Below are 17,282 nucleotides of genomic sequence, written 5' to 3' on the forward strand. Positions count from 1 at the left end.
GCGGAACTGCTCCCACCCCGACCGCGGCCGTGCGGGCCGGTGCCGAGCATCACGATCACACGCCGACCGCGGGAACGTCCTCGATGCGCCCGGAGCCGGCTGCCCGCCCCATCGCCGCCAGCACGCTGACTCCGGCCACGATGTCCTCGACGTGGCGCGGCCCGGCGCCGGGATGTCCGCCGTGGACGGCCTTGACGAACTCGTCGCAGTGGTACGCCCCGTTCTCGGCGTCGATCACCGTTTGCCTCAGTACGGGATGGCCGCCGCGAGCCAGCTCGAGCGTCACGGTGCCGGATTCGTCGCGGGTACGGGTGACGGTGCCGCGCTCGTAGGTGAGCGTCGCCCGGTCCCGGTACGGCCGGCCGTCGTCCACGCAGAACGAGGAGTAGACGCCCGCGATGACGCCGCCGTCGAAGCCGACGGTGAGGTGGGCGTTGTCCGGGGTCGGTCGGCCGGTGCGTAGCCGCCGCTGCATCACCTGCACCTGACGGGCCGGCCCGAACAGCCGGATCAGGTCGTTGATGAGGTAGATGCCGAGTCGGCAGATCGGTGCGACCGGGCAGCGCTCGGGATCGTCGAGCCAACTGCCGTCGGCGGTCTCCTGGTAGGACGCCCAGATCGCCGCCTGCGCGCCGACCGGCCGGCCAAGGTCGAGCTCGCCGCACCACTGCTGGATCTGAGCGAGGTCGGCGGGCAGCCGCGGGGACGGCGAGTTGAGCCACACCACCAACCCGCGTCGACGAGCCTCGGTCAGCACGTCGTGTGCCGCGGCGGGGTCGAGCTCGAACGGCTTGGTGGTCATCACATGCTTGCCCGCGCGGATCGCCTGACGGATCAGGCCGGCCCGACCCACCGGTCCGGTGAACAGCGCGACCGCCTGAATGTTCGGATCGGCCAGTACCGCCGGCAGGTCGGGATACTGGTGCGTGGCGAACCGTGCGGCGGTGCCGGCGGCGAGATCCTGGTCGAGATCACACACGCCGGCGACGCGGATCAGCCCGTCGGCTGCGCGCAGCTCGTCGAGCATCTTGCGGCCGAAGTGCAGACCCACCACCGCCAGGTCCACCGGCACGGTCGTTTGCGCCGCGGGGTTCGCGGTCACTGGCGCCACGCCGTCCAGTGCCGGCGCTGCGGCCGCGGATAACTCAGGATGGGCTGCCGCTCCTCGATCCATGGATTCACCTCTTCATAGCCGTTTTCGTAGCTCTGGGTGGAACGCCTGAACACCTCGTCCGGCCGGGGATCGGCGTCGATGACACCGGCCGGGTCGGTGTCGCGTGCCGGGGATGGTGGGCTCTCCCCGTTGCCGTTGACCGCGCTGACCCGGTACTCGACAATCTTCCCGGCGCCCGCGGCCGCCGCGGCGGTGCCGCTCGCGGCCTCGACGTCGACGTACCGCCGCCCGAGGCCGGCGGCGACACACGTGTACTCGGATTCCCCGGCGCGGCGGCGGTACAGGCGGTACTGGTGCGCCCCCAACACCTCCCCCCAGACGGCCACGATGCCGCCGCCGGCGGCTCGGGCCAGCAGCAGGCCGTCGGGGTGCGGCGGCGGGTCGGCGGTGACGTAGACCGGGTAGGGCCGCGACGGGCTACCGTCGGTGTGCTCACCCACGGCCACCACACGCACATGCACCTTCACCCCGTCGGTCAGACCGCTCAGCACGTACCGCGGTTCATCCACCGTGGACACGTCTTGCCAGGTGGTGCCGCCGTCGGTGCTGCACTGCACGCGGTAGGACACCGCCCCGGCCACCGGGGTCCACACGACGGCGCATCCGCCCGCGCGGTTCTCGGTGCGCACCACCGTGGGTCGGCCGGGCGTCGGTGGCCCGTCGAGCCACTCCCAGCGGTGGCGGCCGGCCGGGATGCGCAGGCGTAGGCCGTCGCCGGTCCGCTCACCGGCGAGCGGCTGCCCATCCAGGTAGAACACGCGCCCCTCGCCGGACGGCGGCCCGGCGAGGACCACCGTGGCGGCCGTGGGCGCGCTGATCGTGCCACCGGCGGCGCCGGACCGGCCGGTGCGCACGCCCACCGCGACCCTGCCGTCGGTGGTCACCGTGACCCCGGGCACCCCCAGCCGGGTACCCGCGAACAGCGCCGCCTCGTGGTGGTCCTCGGCGAGTCTGCGCACGATCCCTACCGTGCCGTCGAAGACCACGCCGTGGCCGTCGTCGAACGGCCGGGCCCGCGCGGTGAGGAACACCAGATCCTCACGGTCGCCCACCCGTACCCGGCACCCGTGCGGCGTCGCCTCGGCGCGTACGGCGTCGAGGTGGCTGACCACGGTGAGGAAGCTTCCCGTTCCGTCGTAGTAGCGGCCCTTGGTCGGCCGCCACTCGTGCTGGGCGTCGCCCCGGCCCTCCGGCTCGGGGTCGGGCGGCACCAGGGTCGGCCGCGCGCCGGGCACCAGCTGGGCGATCGACGGGAACGGCGCGCCGTCGTCGACGAACCACGACAACCGCCCGGGCACCCCGTCGCGTACCTCGTCGAACAGCACCAGGTATTCCGCGCCGCAGAGCAGCGCGTTGCGCGCGGTGTATTCCGGCGTCGCCGATCCCGCGGCGATGACCCGGGCGAACTGCGCGAACCCGAGGTCGTGCAGCGGTTCGGTGAGCTCGTTGGGTCCGACGCCGCGGTACGCGCCCAGATCCCGGTACCCGCCGGGTTTTCGGACACCGAAGTTGGTGCACCGTTCCACGTCCCCGCGTGCCAGGTCACCGACGTCCTCGACATTGTTGGAGCTGTAGCGCTGCCCGGCGGCGTAGTAGTACACGACGCCGTTGCCGCCCCGCGCCGCCCGGCCCCACCGGTAGTTCGGGCCGGCGTCGATCTGCTGCAGGTGCACGCTGACCTCGTCGGGCGTGCCGACCGCGGCGCGCAGCACGAAGCCGTATCCGGTGAACTTCGCCGACTCCAGCTGCGGGTCGGTGCCGCCGTTGTCCTGCCAGCCGCCGGCCTGCAGGTGGCTGCCCGCGTCGTAGCTGCCCGGCCGTCGCGGCTCCCCGTCGTGGGGGCTCGGCGGGACCGCCCACAGCAGGTACTCGGCGAGCAGCGGGTCGTAGTTCACCAGTTCCTGGCCGAGCGCGCGCAGCCCGCGGTACGGTTCGCCGCCGTGGGCGTGCGCCCCCTGCGGGGGCAGGGTGCGCCGGCCGCCGGCCGCGCGCATCGGGGCGGAGAGGGTGTTGAGCAGCCACCAGCCCAGCGCCGAGGTCTCCGGCCGGGCCGCCCGGTTGTGACCGTCGAAGAACCGGCGCAGCAGGTGGCCGATGAGTACCGTCAACTCGACCGGGCGCCAGACGTAGCAGCCGAGGTTCTCCGTCCACCTGCCGCCCTGCGCCCACCACAGCGGTACGTCCGGACGAGTGTGATATTTGAGATTCAGCGCGGTGGCCCGTTCGATGTGGTCGACCATGCGGCGCGCCTGAGGATGGGTCGGGAACAGGAACGGCAGCGCGACCACCGTGGCGAGCACGTCGGCGAGGAAGTTCGGGTGGCCGGCGAGCATCCGGCGGGTGGGCATCAGCGTCTCGTCCGCGAACACGTGCGCGAGGAACTGCAGCGCGGCGCCCAGGTCGCGTCGCTCGCCCTCGCCCAGCGCGCCGGCGACCTCGTCGAACAGCGGGATCAGCAGCTCGTGAACTTCGCGGCTGCCCACCGGCGTGGGGCCGTGGTTGCTGCGCGGCGTGCCGTCCGGGATGGTGTTCAGCGTCGGCGCGTCGCGGGCGATCAGGTCGCGCAGCAGGTCGACGCGCGCGACCAGGTCCTTGTCGGTCGGAGGTGCCGGCCTTTCCGGCTGGGTGGGCCGCGCCGGCGCTCGCGACCCGGTCGGCGGGGGCTCGGTTGGCGCGCCGCCCGCGTCGGGCAGTGCGTGGTGGGCGGTGTCGAAGAAGCGCGGATAGGTCGACCCGGGCTCGACGTGGTCCAGGGTCCAGTCCTTCACCTTGTCCAGCGGTAGCCACGCGTGCCAGCGGTGCAGGGTGTCGATGTGGGCCAGCGGGAAACCGCTGCCGTCCACCGCCCGCACGTCACGCTCGTGGGGGTACGCGGCGACGGCCAGACTGCGGGTGCCGGTGGCCAGCGGGAAGTGCCAGCGCAGCCGGCCGGCGTCGAAAAAGAACCGGCCCGCGAGAGTGGTCGAGGAGGACCAGATGGCCCACTCGCCGTCGTCCCAGCGCTCGTGATCGGTGATGAACACGCCGACGGAGACCCCGAGCGGTTCGGACCAGAACGCCGCGGCGGGCAGCCGCCACCAGGTCAGCCAGTTGTGGTAGGGCACCAGCACCATGGGCATCGCCCCGGCCGGACCCAGGGCACGGTCGACGGGCTCCCAGGCGGCCTCGCCGTACCCGGCCAGCGGCGTGTCGGGAGACTCGGGACGGTTCGCGCAGTACCGGTGGGTCCAGCCGACCGCGTACCAGTCGAAGACCAGCGCGGCGTCATCGGCGGCGGCGAAGCCCTCGATGCGCTCGTCGAGTTCGACGAACTCCATGCCGGCGGTGACCCGCACGGTCAGCCAGTAGCGCCGGTCACCGGCGAACCGGAGGTCCACCGTGTACTCGCAGAAGACCGGGCCCCGGCCGCCCGGCCGGATCTCCACCCGCTGCGGCGTACCGGCTCCCGCGAGCGTGGCTTCGCCCAGCCACCGGGAGGCGTCGCCGAAACGCAGCAGCGCGCCGCCCGCGGCCGCGGAATCGCTGCCGGCGATCTCCACCCGCACCAGGCCGTTGTCGACCGTGATCGCGTCGCCCCGCTGCGCGACGCGCGGAGCGGCCATCGCGTCGGCCCGCTGCTCCACACCCACGGTGCCGGGCGAAATCTCGCCCGGCACCGGTGCCGACATGACCGGAGCGGGCGCCAGACGCACCGCGCGACTGGCACCGGCGGGCAGGTCGGTCAGCAGATACACGGTGGCGTCGGCCGATCCGTCCGGCGCGCGGCGCACCCGACCGAGCTGCGCCGGCACCGGCCGGTCGTCGCGCGAGGCGACCAGTCCCCCGGCGGGATCCCAGCCGGCGGGAAGCCCGACCGGTACGGCGATGCGCGAGAGCGGCCAGTTGAATCGCGGGTGGCGCAGCTCGTCGGCGACGACGACCTCGACGCCACCGGCTGTGGTGCGTACGGTCACGGACATCCGGCTCCCCCTGCCATCACGCCGTGGCCTGCCGGACGCTGTGGTCCACGGCGACCGCCGTACCGCACTGGAGCGATGCGATCGCCGCCTCGGCCACGGCGAGTGCCGCCCGGACGTCGGCGGCGCCGGCCATCGCGGGGCGCTGCCGGGCGAACCGGGCAGGATCGATGCCCGCCCGCCAGGCGAGGACCAGGTCGCGGAAGTCGGTCAGCTCCGCCACGTACGCATCGTGGAACAGTTCCACATTGAGCTGATGCGTGCCGGCGCTCACACCGTGCGACCCGTAGTGGCGGGCGTCCGGCTCCGGTGCCCCGCCGGCCGTCACCATTCCGTCCGGGCCGAAGACCTCAAGCCGCACGTCGTAGCCGTAGCTGGTCTGCAGGCTCGCCTCCGCGGTGGCCAGCGCGCCGTTGTCGTACCGGATGGTGACCACCGCGGTGTCCAGCAGGCCGGCGGGCGCCCAGTCCGGCCGGACCAGCGCGGCCGCGACGGCGTGCGCGTCGATCGCGACCGCGTCGCTGTTGAACCAGTTGAGGATGTCGAAGTCGTGGATCAGCGTCTCGATGAAGATGGCGTGGGGCTTGATGGTCGCCGGATCCAACGGTGCCGGGTCGCGGGTCAGCGAGCGCATCAGGTGCGGCGTACCCACGGCACCCTCGCGCACCAGCCGGTACCCGCGGGCGAATCCGGCGCCATAACGCCGGTTGAACCCGATCTGCAGCGGCACCCCGGCCGCTTCGACGTTCGCGATCCCGGCGTCCAGTCCGGACAGTGTGAGGGCGGCCGGTTTCTCGCAGAAGACCGCCTTCCCGGCGGCGGCGGCCTGGCTCATCTGAGCCGGGTGGAACCGCGGCGGCGAGGCGATGACCACCGCGTCGACGTCCGGGTCGGCCAGCACGGTGTCGGCGTCCGCGGCGACCTTCGCCACCCCGAGCCGGCGCGCCAGCGCGGCGGCGGACGCCTCGTCGGGGTCCGCGATCGCCTCGAGGACCAGACCGGGAACCCGTTGCGCGACGCTCGCCGCGTGGAAGCGACCCATCCAGCCGACCCCGAGGACGGCAACACGCAGCGGGCCACGCGCGTCCACCTCCAGGTGGGTGTAGCTCATCCCCGCCTCACCCCTGCCACGGAGGGGTCATCCTGATCACCGACTTGATGTTGCGTCCGGTCGCCATCGCCTCGAACCCCTCCTGCCAGTTCTCCAGCGCGTAGACCCCGCCGAGCACCGCGCGCGGGTCGAGGCGGCCGGACGCGAACAGACCCAGCACCCGCTCCCAGGTCTGCCAGGAGTGCGAGAACGACCCGTGCAGGCTGACCGCCTTCTGCACCAGCCGGTCGAGACCGAACCCCAGCGGCTGCGGCCCCCACCCGACCTTCACGATGGTGCCCAGCGGACGGACCAGGTCCAGCGCCTGGTCCAGCGCGACGCTCACCCCGGTGGCGTCCACCACGAGGTCGGCGCCGAACCCGTCGCCGAGCGCCGCCACCGTGGCGCGCGGGTCCTCGCGGGACACGTTCACCACCCGGTCGGCGCCCATTTCCAGCGCCTTCGCCAGGCGCGGTTGGTCGATGTCGGTGCCGAGCACCACGACCGTACCGGCGCCACGCAGGCGCACCATCTGCACGGCCAGCGCACCGATCGCCCCGATGCCCTGGACCACGACGACATCGCCCGGACGCACCGCCGCGCGCTCCACCAGCGCGTTGTAGGCCACCGCGAACGGTTCGGTCAGGGCGGCGTGTTCCGGCTCGATGCCGTCGGGCACCCGGTGCAGCACCCGGGGTTCGGCAAGGACCAGCTCACTGAACGCGCCGTCACGCGTCGCGCCGTAACCCTGCCGCCCGGGGCACAGGTTGTAGCGCCCGGTGCGGCAGAACGGGCAGGTGCCGCAGATCTCGGCCGCCGTCTCGCAGACTACCCGCTCGCCGACCGACCAGCCGGACACGCCCTCGCCAACGGCGGCGACCGTGCCGCACATCTCGTGGCCGAGCACTACCGGAGTGGCCGACGGCCAACTGTGGGTGTGGTGCCACATATGCAGGTCCGACCCGCACACCCCGACATACTCCGCGCGCACCAGCACGCTGCCCGGTCCGGCGACCGGATCGGCGACATCGCGGACCGCCACCTCGCCGGGACGGTCACCGAACTTGACCAGCGCCCTCACCGTGCACCAACCTCTCTGACCGCGGCTCGCGCGGCCGCGCCTGTCTGGCCGCCGCCTGGGTGGCCACGAACGCTCTGGTGGATCCGCCGAAATACCGGTCCCGGGCCTCGCGCAGGAAACGCACCGACTCCTGCAGTTCGGCCATGCCGTTCACACCGTCCTCGATGCTGATCCACCCGTCGTACCCGACCTCGACGAGCGCGCCGAAGATGCGCGGGTAGTCGTTGAGGCCGCGACCGATGACCCCGTGAATGAGGTGCGGCGAGTAGCCGATCGTGCCGTCCGAGCCGCGCAGGTCGGCGAGCGTCGCCCCGGGCGCCAGCGCGCGGTCCGAGGCCTGCATCGTCACCACGCGATCGGCCACCTCGACCAGCAGTTCCACCGGATCGTCACCGGCGACGATCGCGTTCGACGGGTCGAACTGCACGCCGAAGTGCACCCGCTCGCCGATGCGCTCCAGTAGCGCGAGGAACACCTCGCGCCGCTGCGCGAACTCAGGGTAGGCCCAGAATCCGTCCTTGTAGTGGTTCTCGATGGCCAGCGTGACGTCGAGCTCACGGGCCAGTGGCAGCAGCGCCTGGATGGCCGTTGCCGCGTAGTCCAGCCCCTGCTGCACCCGCACTCCGGGGTGACGCTGCCCGGACAGGACCCGGCAGCTGGCGCCCGGGCCACCCAGCCGGGCCGCGACGCGGATCATCTCGGCCTGCCGGTCGAGTTCGCGGGCCCGCACGTCCGGGTCCGGATGGGTGAAATCAGGAGAGGCGCACAGCATCGGCATGTCGAATCCGGCGTCGCTCAGCGCCTCACCCACCGCGTCCAGGTCGACCGAGCCGTCCTCCGGGAACATCCCGGAGTACAGCTCGAGACCGTCCACGGGCAACTGCCGGGCCTGCGCGATCCAGTCGAAGACCGTCATGGTCCGGTACCGCACGAGCGCGTCGAGCTCACCCTTGGGAAAGACACTGATCCTCATCGCTCGGACACCACCTACGTCACGAATCCCGCGTCATCACTCGGCGACAGCATACCAAATTCAGATCTTCAGAATAGCCTATTCGACGGGTACTATCCTTCCTCGAGGCCGCCGGACACCAGAGCCGCCGGCGGCAAGCAGCGTCGGCGATGGGAGCACGGCATGCAGTCGGTCGCGGTGGGACAGTCGGTCGCGGTGGGACAGTTGCAGCCGTGGGTCACCCGGCTCGCCGCGGCACTGGGCTATCCCGAGGCGGACGCGGCCTACCTCGCCGCCGCGCTGGTGGACGCCAACCTGCGCGGCATCGACTCGCACGGCGTCATGCGACTGCCGATCTACGCGCAGCGCATCGAGCGCGGACTCGTCGACCCCACGGCCACACCCGCGGTCGACGTGACCGCGGGCATCGTGCGGGTCGACGCCCGCGGGGCACCCGGCCAGCTCGCCGCCCGCGCGGCGTGCGACGCGCTGATCGCGGCGGGTCGCACCCACCACGTCGCCACGGCCACCGTGCGCGGCAGTGCCCACTTCGGCGCGGCCGGCTTCTACGCGCGAGCGCTGGCCGCCGCCGGGTTCGTCGCCCTGGTGGTGTCCAATTCGGAGCCGATCGTCGTGCCGTTCGGTGGGCGCGAGGCCCTGCTGGGTACCAACCCGATCGCGTTCGCCGCACCCACCGCTGACGAGCCGTTCAGCCTGGACATGGCCACCAGCGCGAGCGCCATGGGCAGGGTGATGGTGGCGCAGACCAGGGGCGAGACCATCCCACCCGACTGGGGCGCCGACAACGCCGGCCGGGCCACGACCGACCCGGCCGCGGTCGCCGCGCTGCTCCCACTCGGTGGCGCGAAGGGTTTCGCGCTGGGCATGCTGGTGGAGATCCTGGCCGGCGTGCTCGGCGGCGCGGCGATCGCCGGCGAACTCGGCAACCAGTACCGCGATCTCGACCGGCCGCAGAACATCGGCCATTGGATGCTCGCCCTCGACGTTTCGGCGTTCATGCCGCCGGCCGAGTTCGCCGCGCGGATGCGGACACTGTCCACAATGGTGCATACGAGCGCACCCACCGATGCGAGCCGGCCAGTGCTGCTGCCCGGCGAGCCCGAGGCGCGCACCCTCACGCTGCGTCGACGCGACGGCATCCCGCTGGCCCGCGACACGGTCGAGGAGCTGACCGCCCTCGGCGGCCGGTATGGTGTGCCCTGGCTCCCGCGGGGCGAAGCCGCGTGAAAGTGTTGCTGCCGACCAGCGTCGAACTGGCGCCGGAGGCGGTCGACGGCGTCGCGTACGTGCCGTACGACCCGCAGGTCCCGATTCCGACACACCATCACGACGCCGAGGCGCTCGTGGTGTGGGGCAACCCCGACGCGCTGCTGCGCGACGCCGCCCGGCGGCTGACCCGCGTGCGGTGGGTGCAGACTCTCGCCGCCGGGTACGAGGCGTTGCGCGGCGCCGGCTTCGCCGACACGGTCACCCTCACCTCCGGACAGTCGCTGCACGACGACACCGTCGCCGAGCACGCCCTCGCCCTGTGCCTCGCCGCCGTACGCAGCCTGCCCGACGCGATGCGGGCGCAGCGGCTCCACCGATGGGCCACCGAGATCGGCGGGCGCCAGTCCGAACGCCTCGATGAGCCGCTGCGTACCCTCCACGGCGCGCGGGTCACCGTCTGGGGTTTCGGCGGCATCGCGACCCGGCTGGCGACCCTGCTCGACGCGCTGGGTGCCCGGGTCACCGGCGTCGCGCGCCACGCGGGCACCCGGGCCGGCTATCGAGTACACGCGGTCGCGGACCTGCCGGCGCTGCTGCCCGACACCGACATCCTCGTCACGATCCTGCCCGGCACGCCGGGCAACCGCGGGGCGCTGGACGGGCCGCTGCTGGGCCTGCTGCCACCACGCGCGTGGCTGGTCAACGTCGGCCGGGGCGAAACCGTCGACGAAGACGCCCTCGTCGCGGCGTTGCGGCGCGAGGCGATCGCCGGCGCGGCGCTGGACGTCTTCGCCACCGAGCCGCTGCCCGCCGCCTCGCCGCTGTGGGACCTGCCGAACGTCATCATCACGCCACACGCCGCCGGCGGTCGCCCCCGCGGCGCCGACGCGCTCATCACCCAGAACCTGCGAGCGTTGCGCAGCGGCGCGTCGCTGCGCAACGTCGTACCCCGCGAAGAATCCACTGTGGAAGGCGAAGATTCGGCATGAGCACCGGGAAAATCCGGCACCTGACCCGCGAGACGATCGAGTCGCCGCTGGTGCAGGTCTCGCTCGACCTCACCTCGGTGCACGACGCGCTGGAGACCGCCACCACCGCCGTGGCGGCCGGCGCGGACTGGATCGAGGTGGGTACCCCGCTCGTGCTCGCCGAGGGGCTGCACGCCGTCCGCGCGCTGCGCGAGGAGTTCCCGACGCACCCGCTCGTGGTGGACCTCAAGACGATGGACGGCGGCGCGTTGGAGGCGCGGATGATGGCGGAGGCGGGCGCGGACGCGGTCATCGTCATGGGCCGCGCGCACGACGCCACCATCACCGAGGTGTGCGCGGCGGGCGAGGAGTACGGGCTGCTCGTCATGGGCGACGACCTCGCCGCGCCCGACCGGGTCGCCGAGGCGGTGCGCCTGCAGCGGCTGGGCGTGGGCATGGTCGTGCACCACATCGGCTACGACCACCGGCGGCTGAACCCCGGCGGACCCACCCCGCTGACCCAGCTGCCCGCCATCGTGGCCGCCACCACGGTACCGGTGCAGGCCGTCGGCGGGCTGTCCATCGACCAGGCGATAGACTGCCCCGGCATGGGTGCGCCGGTGGTGGTCTTCGGCGCGCCGCTGGCCATCGACTCCGGGTCGTTCCGCGCGGCAGACGGCGACCTACTGGGTATCCTCACCGAGGCGTGCCGGCGGGTGCACGCGCAGACCATCCGGTACCCGTGACCGCCCTGCCAGCTGGAATCCTCCAGCACCCGCGAACGGAGAAACGGCTACATGAACGCGCCTGATCGCCGGGTGTACGTCGGCTGCTACACCAATGGCGCGCCGGCGAGCGAGGCCGGCATCGTCTCCTTCGCACTCGACGGCGACGGTCTCCTGCACCGACCCACCGTCACCCCGGCGTCGAACCCCAGCTTCCTCGCCTCGGCCGGCGGGTTGCTCTACGCCGCCCACGAGACCACGCCCGGCCGGGTCCGCACGTACCGCCGTGGCGCGGGCGGATTGACGCCGTATGCCTCGACGACCACCGGCGGAGACGGTCCCGCACACGTCGCGGTCGCCGCCGACCGCAGCCACCTGGTGATCCCCAACTACGCCTCCGGGCACGTCACCGCCCTCACGATCGACGGCGACGGGCACCCGGGCACCCCGTCGGTGTGGGTCGGCACCGGCTCCGGGCCGCATCCCGGCCGCCAGCAGGGGTCGCACCCACACCAGGCCGTGCAACTGCCCACCGGCACCTGGCTCATCCCCGACCTCGGCACCGACGCCATCGTCGAACTGGCGGTCCGCCCCGGGGCCGCGCCCTCGTGCGTGGGCCGCCACCCCCTCCCACCCGGCTGCGGCCCCCGCCACCTCGTCGTGCGTGACGACTGGCTGTTCGTCGCCGGCGAACTCGACTCCCACATCCACGGGCTGCACCGCCTCGACGGCGGCTACCGGTGGCGATGGTCGGTGTCCACATTCGACATCGACCAGATCATCGCCTGCCCGACGAACGACCCCTCGCACATCCAGCTCGGCGAGGACCGCACCCACCTCTACGTCGCCAACCGCGGCCGCGACACCATCACGGTGTTCACGGTGCGCTCCGACGCCGCCGGTACCCGCCTGGAGCTGGAACAGGAACGCTCCACCGAGGGCCACTGGCCCCGCCACTTCGCCGTCACCGGCGACCGGCTCTACGTGGCGAACCAGCTGTCGGACCGGGTCTGCGTGTTCGCCCTCGACCCCCGTACCGCGACAATCGGCGAACTCCTGCAGTCGGTCGATGTCAGGGCACCCGCCTGCGTTCTCGTCGCATAACCGCCCCCCTGATCAGCCCTCGCGCGGAGGAACCATGCACCCCAACATGTCGATGCTGTCCACCAACCTCAGCCGCTCGATCAGCGCGGAGAACCCGACCGGTGAGCCCGGTGCCGGCGGCGCCGCCACCGAGGGCACCGGCGCCCACCCCGCCCGGGATCTGGGCCGTGGCTGGAAGGTCTCGCCCAGCATCAGGCTCGCCGCCGGCGCCACGGCCACTCTCGGCGAGCTGCCAGGCCCCGGTACGATCCGCCACCTGTGGCTGACCACCCATGAACAGTACTGGCGCACCATGGTCCTTCGGGTCTACTGGGATGGAGCCGCCGACCCTGCGATCGCGGTGCCGCTCGGCGACTTCTTCTGCCAGGGATGGGGCGAGTTCGCCCAGGTGAACTCGGTACCGGTAGCGGTCAACCCGCGCGGCGGGCTCAACAGCTACTGGGAGATGCCCTACCGGCACGGCGCCCGCGTCACACTGGAGAACCTGAGCGACGACGAAGCGAGCGTCTACTACCAGATCGACTACGAGCTGGGTCCGGTCGCCGAAGGCGCCGGCTACCTGCACGCCGCGTGGCGGCGCAGCAACCCGTTGGGCGACCGGCAGGTGCACACCATCCTCGACCGGGTCAGCGGTCCTGGCCACTACGTCGGCACGTACCTGGCCTGGGGTACCAACTCGTCAGGCTGGTGGGGCGAGGGTGAGCTGAAGTTCTATCTCGACGGTGATGACGAGTTCCCCACCATCTGCGGCACCGGCACCGAGGACTACTTCGGCGGAGCGTGGAACTTCGACGTACCCGGGCAGGGCTACACCGCCTACAGCACGCCCTACCTGGGGATGCCACAGGTACTGCGCCCCGACGGCCTCTACCGCAGCCAGCAGCGGTTCGGCATGTACCGCTGGCACCTGCCCGATCCGGTGCGCTTCCAGGAGGACCTGCGGGTGACCGTACAGGCCTTGGGTTGGCGCTCCGGCCGCCGGTACCTGCCACTGCACGACGACATCGCCTCCACCGCCTGGTGGTACCAGCGGGATCCCGGGCACGCAGGCGTAGCCACCTTCGACCGCGACCAGCTCGAGGCCCTCTGAATCCCCGGCGCGGCCCGACCTGTGCGCCGAACTCCTCCGGCCGGCGCCGTGGCGCACGTCCCATCGCGCCGGCCGAGAACGAGGTCCCCGCTGACGCGCGTGCTGATGCCCGAGCAGAAGCGTTCCCGCCGTCTGCCGGGGTTGGCAGCATCGGTCATGAGGCTGCGGTCCGTTCGCGGATCTCCACCGCCTTCTCCAGCATTTGCCGAGTGCTGGTGAACCAGTCCTGCAGGTTCAGATCCACGATGAGCTCGTCTGCGCCAGCCTCTGCGGCCGTGTCGATGTCGTCCATGATCTGGTCGAGGGTGCCGACGAACGCCGATCGGTCAGGTCCTGCCGGGCGGTCGGTGAAGGTGACGTTTCCGACCACGACCAGCTCCATCCGGCTCGGGTCCCGGCCATACTCAGCAGCCATTTCCCGGATACGGTCCCAGTTCGCGCGCAGTTCCGCGGCTCCGGCTGGCCCGGGTGTGGTGAGCAGCGGCAGCCAGCCGTCCGCGCGTTCGGCGATGCGCTGCATGGCCGTGGAACTGCCGCTGCGGCCCAGGTTGCTGGCACCGCCGGCGAGCATCACGGGGATTTTCGAAGCGGGCTTGGGCAGAACCGCGGCGTTGTCGATGATTACGCGTGGGCTCCGGAAGTTCACCGGGTCCGGCCCCCACACGGCATCGAAGACGTCCAGCGTCTCGTCGAGGAACCGGCCGCGATCGGCTCGGGTGGCGCCGGTGGCCTGGAGTCCGTCGGTGGACCAGCCGGCGCCCATACCTGCGACCACGCGGCCGCCGCTGATCTGATCGATCGTGGCCAGCGCCTTCGCTAGCTGTACGGGTGTGTGGAGTGCGGCGATCAGAACGGCGGTACCGAGGCGCACCTGTTCGGTCACCACCGCCGCTGCCGTGAGGACTGCCAGGGGGTCGGCGGTCTGCCGCCCGCTTTCGGGCCACGGCACGTCCGGCGGAGCATATGGTTCGACGGGCGTCTCCGCGAAGAGGAGCTGTTCGTACGTCCACAAACTGGCGTATCCGGCCGCTTCGGCCGTTCTGGCTGCTTCGACCAAGTCGTGTTGTAGGTCGACTCCCAACCTCTGGGGCAGACGAAGTCCGAGCTTCATTAGAGACCTTCGATGTAGTCGTGAGCGTCGTGGCCGCCGCGGGAACTGAGCCGAGCCTCAGACACGCCCCTGCCTTAGGCAGAGTGCGGATCTGAGCTGCTCTCGGCGGCCCATCCAGTGCGAGTCTCGAACCCTCACATAAATGTGAAGGTCAAGTCGTAAGCTTGAAACACATGCGGATCGGGGACCTCGCGGAGCGTACCGGCGTATCCCGTCGGCTACTGAGATGGTACGAGGAGCAGCGGCTGATCACACCCAGTCGCGCCATCACCCCAGCGTCTGACCCAACGCGCATGCGAACCGGGTCACCGTCCCTCAGCCGGCCACACCCAGTCCCGCACCTCGGGCAGGTCCTCGCCCGTGAGCTGCACGTACTCGCGGTGTTCGGCGTGCTTGTCGACCATCCGTTGGCGCAGCGTGGCGGCCCTGCGAGATAGGCCGGGTACCCGGTCGATGACGTCGATCACGAGGCGGAAGCGGTCCATGTCGTTGAGGACCAGCATGTCGAACGGTGTCGTGGTGGTGCCCTCCTCCTTGTACCCGCGAACGTGAATGTTCGAGTGGTTGGTGCGCCGGTAGGTCAGCCGGTGAATCAGCCAGGGATAGCCGTGGTAGGCGAACAGAACCTGTCTGTCGGTGGTGAAGATGGCGTCGAACTCCGAATCCGACAGCCCGTGCGGATGCTCCGATTCCGGCTGTAGACGCATCAGGTCGACCACGTTGACCACCCGCACCCGCAGCTGCGGAAGGCTCCGACGCAGCAGGTCGGTGGCGGCCAGCACCTCCACGGTCGGTATGTCGCCGGCCGACGCCAGGATCACGTCCGGATCGCCGTCGTCATTGGAGGCCCACTCCCAGATGCCCAGGCCCCGCCCGCAATGCCGGGCGGCGGCGTCCACGTCCAGCCAGGTGGGTGCCGGCTGCTTGCCAGCCACGATGACGTTGATGTAGTTGCGGCTGCGCAGACAGTGGTCGGCGACGGACAGCAGGGTGTTCGCGTCGGGTGGCAGGTAGACCCGGACCACCTCGGCCTTCTTGTTGACCAGGTGGTCGATGAAGCCGGGATCCTGGTGGGAGAAGCCGTTGTGGTCCTGCCGCCAGGCGTGCGAGGTGAGCAGGTAGTTCAGCGACGGGATGGGCTTGCGCCACGGCAGGTGCCGGATCACCTTGAGCCACTTGGCGTGCTGGTTGACCATCGAGTCGACGATGTGCACGAACGCCTCGTAGCAGGAGAACAGTCCGTGCCGGCCGGTCAGCAGGTATCCCTCCAGCCAGCCCTGGCAGGTGTGCTCGGAGAGGATCTCCATGACCCGCCCGCGCCGCCCGAGGTGCTCGTCCTCCGGCTCGATGGCGGCCTGCCAGACCTTGTCGCTGGCGCTCAGTACCGCGCTGAGCCGGTTGGAGACAGTCTCGTCTGGGCCCACGATCCGGAAGTTGTGGTACCTCTCATTGGCCACGAGGACGTCCCGCAGGAAGGCGCCCAGCACCTTGGTCGCCTCGGCGGTCTCGCCGGCCCGGACCCCGTACTCGCGAAAGTGCGGCAGCTCCAGGTCGCGCAGTGTCTGGCCGCCGTTGGTGTGCGGGTTGTCGCTCAGCCGTGCCTGCCCCCGCGGCAGCCAGTTCACGATCGCCGGCACCGGCGCACCGTCGGCGTCGAACAACTCCTCCGGACGGTACGACATCAGCCAGTCGCGCAGCATGCTCAGGTGCTCGCTGTCCTCGCGGGCGCCCTCGATCGGGACCTGATGGGCCCGCCAGGTCCCCTCGATCAGCTTGCCGTCCACCTCGCGGGGGCCGGTCCATCCCTTCGGCGTGCGCAGCACGATCATCGGCCACGCCGGGCGGTCGGTTGCCCCGTCCTCGCGCGCGGCCCGTTGAATGTCCACGATCTCGTCGAATACGGCGTCGAGGGTGCCGGCCAGCATCTGGTGCACCGCCTCCGGGTCGCTCCCTTCCACGAGGTATGCCTTGTGCCCGTAACCGAACATCAGCGCGTTCAGCTCGTCGTCGCCGATCCGCGCGAGTATCGACGGATTGTCGATCTTGTACCCGTTCAGATGCAGGATCGGCAGCACCGCACCGTCCCCGACCGGGTCGAGGAACTTGTTCGAGTGCCACGCGGCGGCCAGCGCCCCGGTCTCCGCCTCGCCGTCGCCGATCACGCAGGCCGCTACGAGCCCGGGATTGTCCAGCACCGCGCCGTAGGCGTGGGACAGCGAATAGCCCAGCTCGCCGCCCTCGTTGATCGATCCCGGCGTCTCCGGCGCCACGTGGCTCGGGATGCCCCCCGGAAACGAGAACTGGTTGAACAGCCGGGCCATCCCCGGCTCGTCCCGCGACACCCGCGGGTAGGTCTCGCTGTAGGTACCCTCCAGCCAGGCGTTGGCGACCAAGCCCGGGCCGCCGTGGCCGGGCCCGGTCACATAGATCATGTCCTGGCCGCGCTGTGCGACGATCCGGGACAGGTGCGCGTACAGCAGATTGAGCCCGGGCGTGGTGCCCCAGTGCCCCAGCAGGCGCGGCTTCACGTCCTCCGGCCGCAGCGGCTGGCGCAGCAGAGGATTGCCCATGAGGTAGATCTGTCCGACCGAGAGGTAGTTCGCGGCGCGCCAGTACGCGTCGAGACAGTTCAGCTCCGGCGCGCTCAGTGGCTCATCGTCGACAACGAACATGCTGCTTCCTCTCCCGATGGGCCGCCGGCCCAACCGGCCGCGGCCCTGCGCCCCGGGCTATGCCCCGCATGGGGTCAGACATTCCGCCGTGAACCCGGCGGCGCGCCAGTGGACTATTCCGGCGCCCGC

General features: G+C 71.4%; 12 protein-coding genes and 1 pseudogene. 6 read left to right on the forward strand and 7 right to left on the reverse strand.

Annotated features, from left to right (window positions below; translation table 11 throughout):
• Window positions 1-55 precede the first annotated feature (55 nt).
• The 5 genes from ABEA87_RS35330 to ABEA87_RS35350 are packed head-to-tail and all read right to left on the reverse strand — an operon-like array spanning window position 56 to window position 8,274.
• Window positions 56-1,102, reverse strand: a complete 1,047-nt coding sequence (locus ABEA87_RS35330; RefSeq protein ID WP_345637238.1) for a Gfo/Idh/MocA family protein — start codon at window positions 1,100-1,102, stop codon at window positions 56-58.
• Window positions 1,099-5,133 (reverse strand): hypothetical protein, encoded by a 4,035-nt coding sequence (locus tag ABEA87_RS35335; protein WP_345637239.1) that lies wholly within the window; start codon window positions 5,131-5,133, stop codon window positions 1,099-1,101. The genes ABEA87_RS35330 and ABEA87_RS35335 overlap by 4 nt, the downstream gene beginning before the upstream one ends.
• Window positions 5,134-5,149: 16 nt before the next feature.
• Window positions 5,150-6,241 carry a Gfo/Idh/MocA family oxidoreductase gene (locus tag ABEA87_RS35340; RefSeq protein WP_345637240.1) on the reverse strand — a complete coding sequence of 364 codons (1,092 nt, stop codon included), beginning with the start codon at window positions 6,239-6,241 and terminating at the stop codon, window positions 5,150-5,152.
• Between the two features lie 7 nt (window positions 6,242-6,248).
• Window positions 6,249-7,301: a zinc-dependent alcohol dehydrogenase gene (locus ABEA87_RS35345; RefSeq protein ID WP_345637242.1), complete on the reverse strand. Its 1,053-nt coding sequence runs from the start codon at window positions 7,299-7,301 to the stop codon at window positions 6,249-6,251.
• Window positions 7,276-8,274 carry a sugar phosphate isomerase/epimerase family protein gene (locus ABEA87_RS35350; RefSeq protein ID WP_345637244.1) on the reverse strand — a complete coding sequence of 333 codons (999 nt, stop codon included), beginning with the start codon at window positions 8,272-8,274 and terminating at the stop codon, window positions 7,276-7,278. The genes ABEA87_RS35345 and ABEA87_RS35350 overlap by 26 nt, the downstream gene beginning before the upstream one ends.
• Before the next feature lie 162 nt (window positions 8,275-8,436).
• Between ABEA87_RS35350 and ABEA87_RS35355 the strand changes: the two genes are divergently transcribed.
• Genes ABEA87_RS35355 through ABEA87_RS35375 form a run of 5 tightly spaced genes read left to right on the forward strand, consistent with a single transcriptional unit; the run spans window position 8,437 to window position 13,370 of the window.
• Window positions 8,437-9,501, forward strand: a complete 1,065-nt coding sequence (locus ABEA87_RS35355; RefSeq protein ID WP_345637246.1) for an Ldh family oxidoreductase — start codon at window positions 8,437-8,439, stop codon at window positions 9,499-9,501.
• A complete protein-coding gene (locus tag ABEA87_RS35360) occupies window positions 9,498-10,472 on the forward strand; it encodes an NAD(P)-dependent oxidoreductase (RefSeq protein ID WP_345637248.1) in 975 nt (324 codons plus the stop codon). The genes ABEA87_RS35355 and ABEA87_RS35360 overlap by 4 nt, the downstream gene beginning before the upstream one ends.
• On the forward strand, window positions 10,469-11,197 hold the full coding sequence (locus ABEA87_RS35365) for an orotidine 5'-phosphate decarboxylase / HUMPS family protein (protein ID WP_345637250.1): 729 nt from the start codon (window positions 10,469-10,471) through the stop codon (window positions 11,195-11,197). The genes ABEA87_RS35360 and ABEA87_RS35365 overlap by 4 nt, the downstream gene beginning before the upstream one ends.
• A gap of 51 nt (window positions 11,198-11,248) precedes the next feature.
• A complete protein-coding gene (locus tag ABEA87_RS35370) occupies window positions 11,249-12,280 on the forward strand; it encodes a lactonase family protein (protein WP_345637251.1) in 1,032 nt (343 codons plus the stop codon).
• A 34-nt stretch (window positions 12,281-12,314) separates the two neighbouring features.
• On the forward strand, window positions 12,315-13,370 hold the full coding sequence (locus ABEA87_RS35375; protein ID WP_345637252.1) for a glycoside hydrolase family 172 protein: 1,056 nt from the start codon (window positions 12,315-12,317) through the stop codon (window positions 13,368-13,370).
• Window positions 13,371-13,524: 154 nt separating this feature from the next.
• Here ABEA87_RS35375 and ABEA87_RS35380 read toward each other — a convergent pair whose 3' ends face one another.
• Window positions 13,525-14,481 (reverse strand): LLM class F420-dependent oxidoreductase, encoded by a 957-nt coding sequence (locus ABEA87_RS35380; protein WP_345637253.1) that lies wholly within the window; start codon window positions 14,479-14,481, stop codon window positions 13,525-13,527.
• 173 nt (window positions 14,482-14,654) lie between these two features.
• Between ABEA87_RS35380 and ABEA87_RS35385 the strand changes: the two are divergent.
• A pseudogene (locus ABEA87_RS35385) lies at window positions 14,655-14,732 on the forward strand (MerR family DNA-binding transcriptional regulator); the annotation flags it as partial.
• 54 nt (window positions 14,733-14,786) lie between these two features.
• Here ABEA87_RS35385 and ABEA87_RS35390 read toward each other — a convergent pair.
• Window positions 14,787-17,153 (reverse strand): phosphoketolase family protein, encoded by a 2,367-nt coding sequence (locus ABEA87_RS35390; RefSeq protein WP_345637254.1) that lies wholly within the window; start codon window positions 17,151-17,153, stop codon window positions 14,787-14,789.
• Window positions 17,154-17,282 lie beyond the last annotated feature (129 nt).

This window comes from Rugosimonospora acidiphila, from assembly GCF_039543385.1.
In the GTDB taxonomy this organism is placed as follows: Bacteria; Actinomycetota; Actinomycetes; order Mycobacteriales; family Micromonosporaceae; genus Rugosimonospora; species Rugosimonospora acidiphila.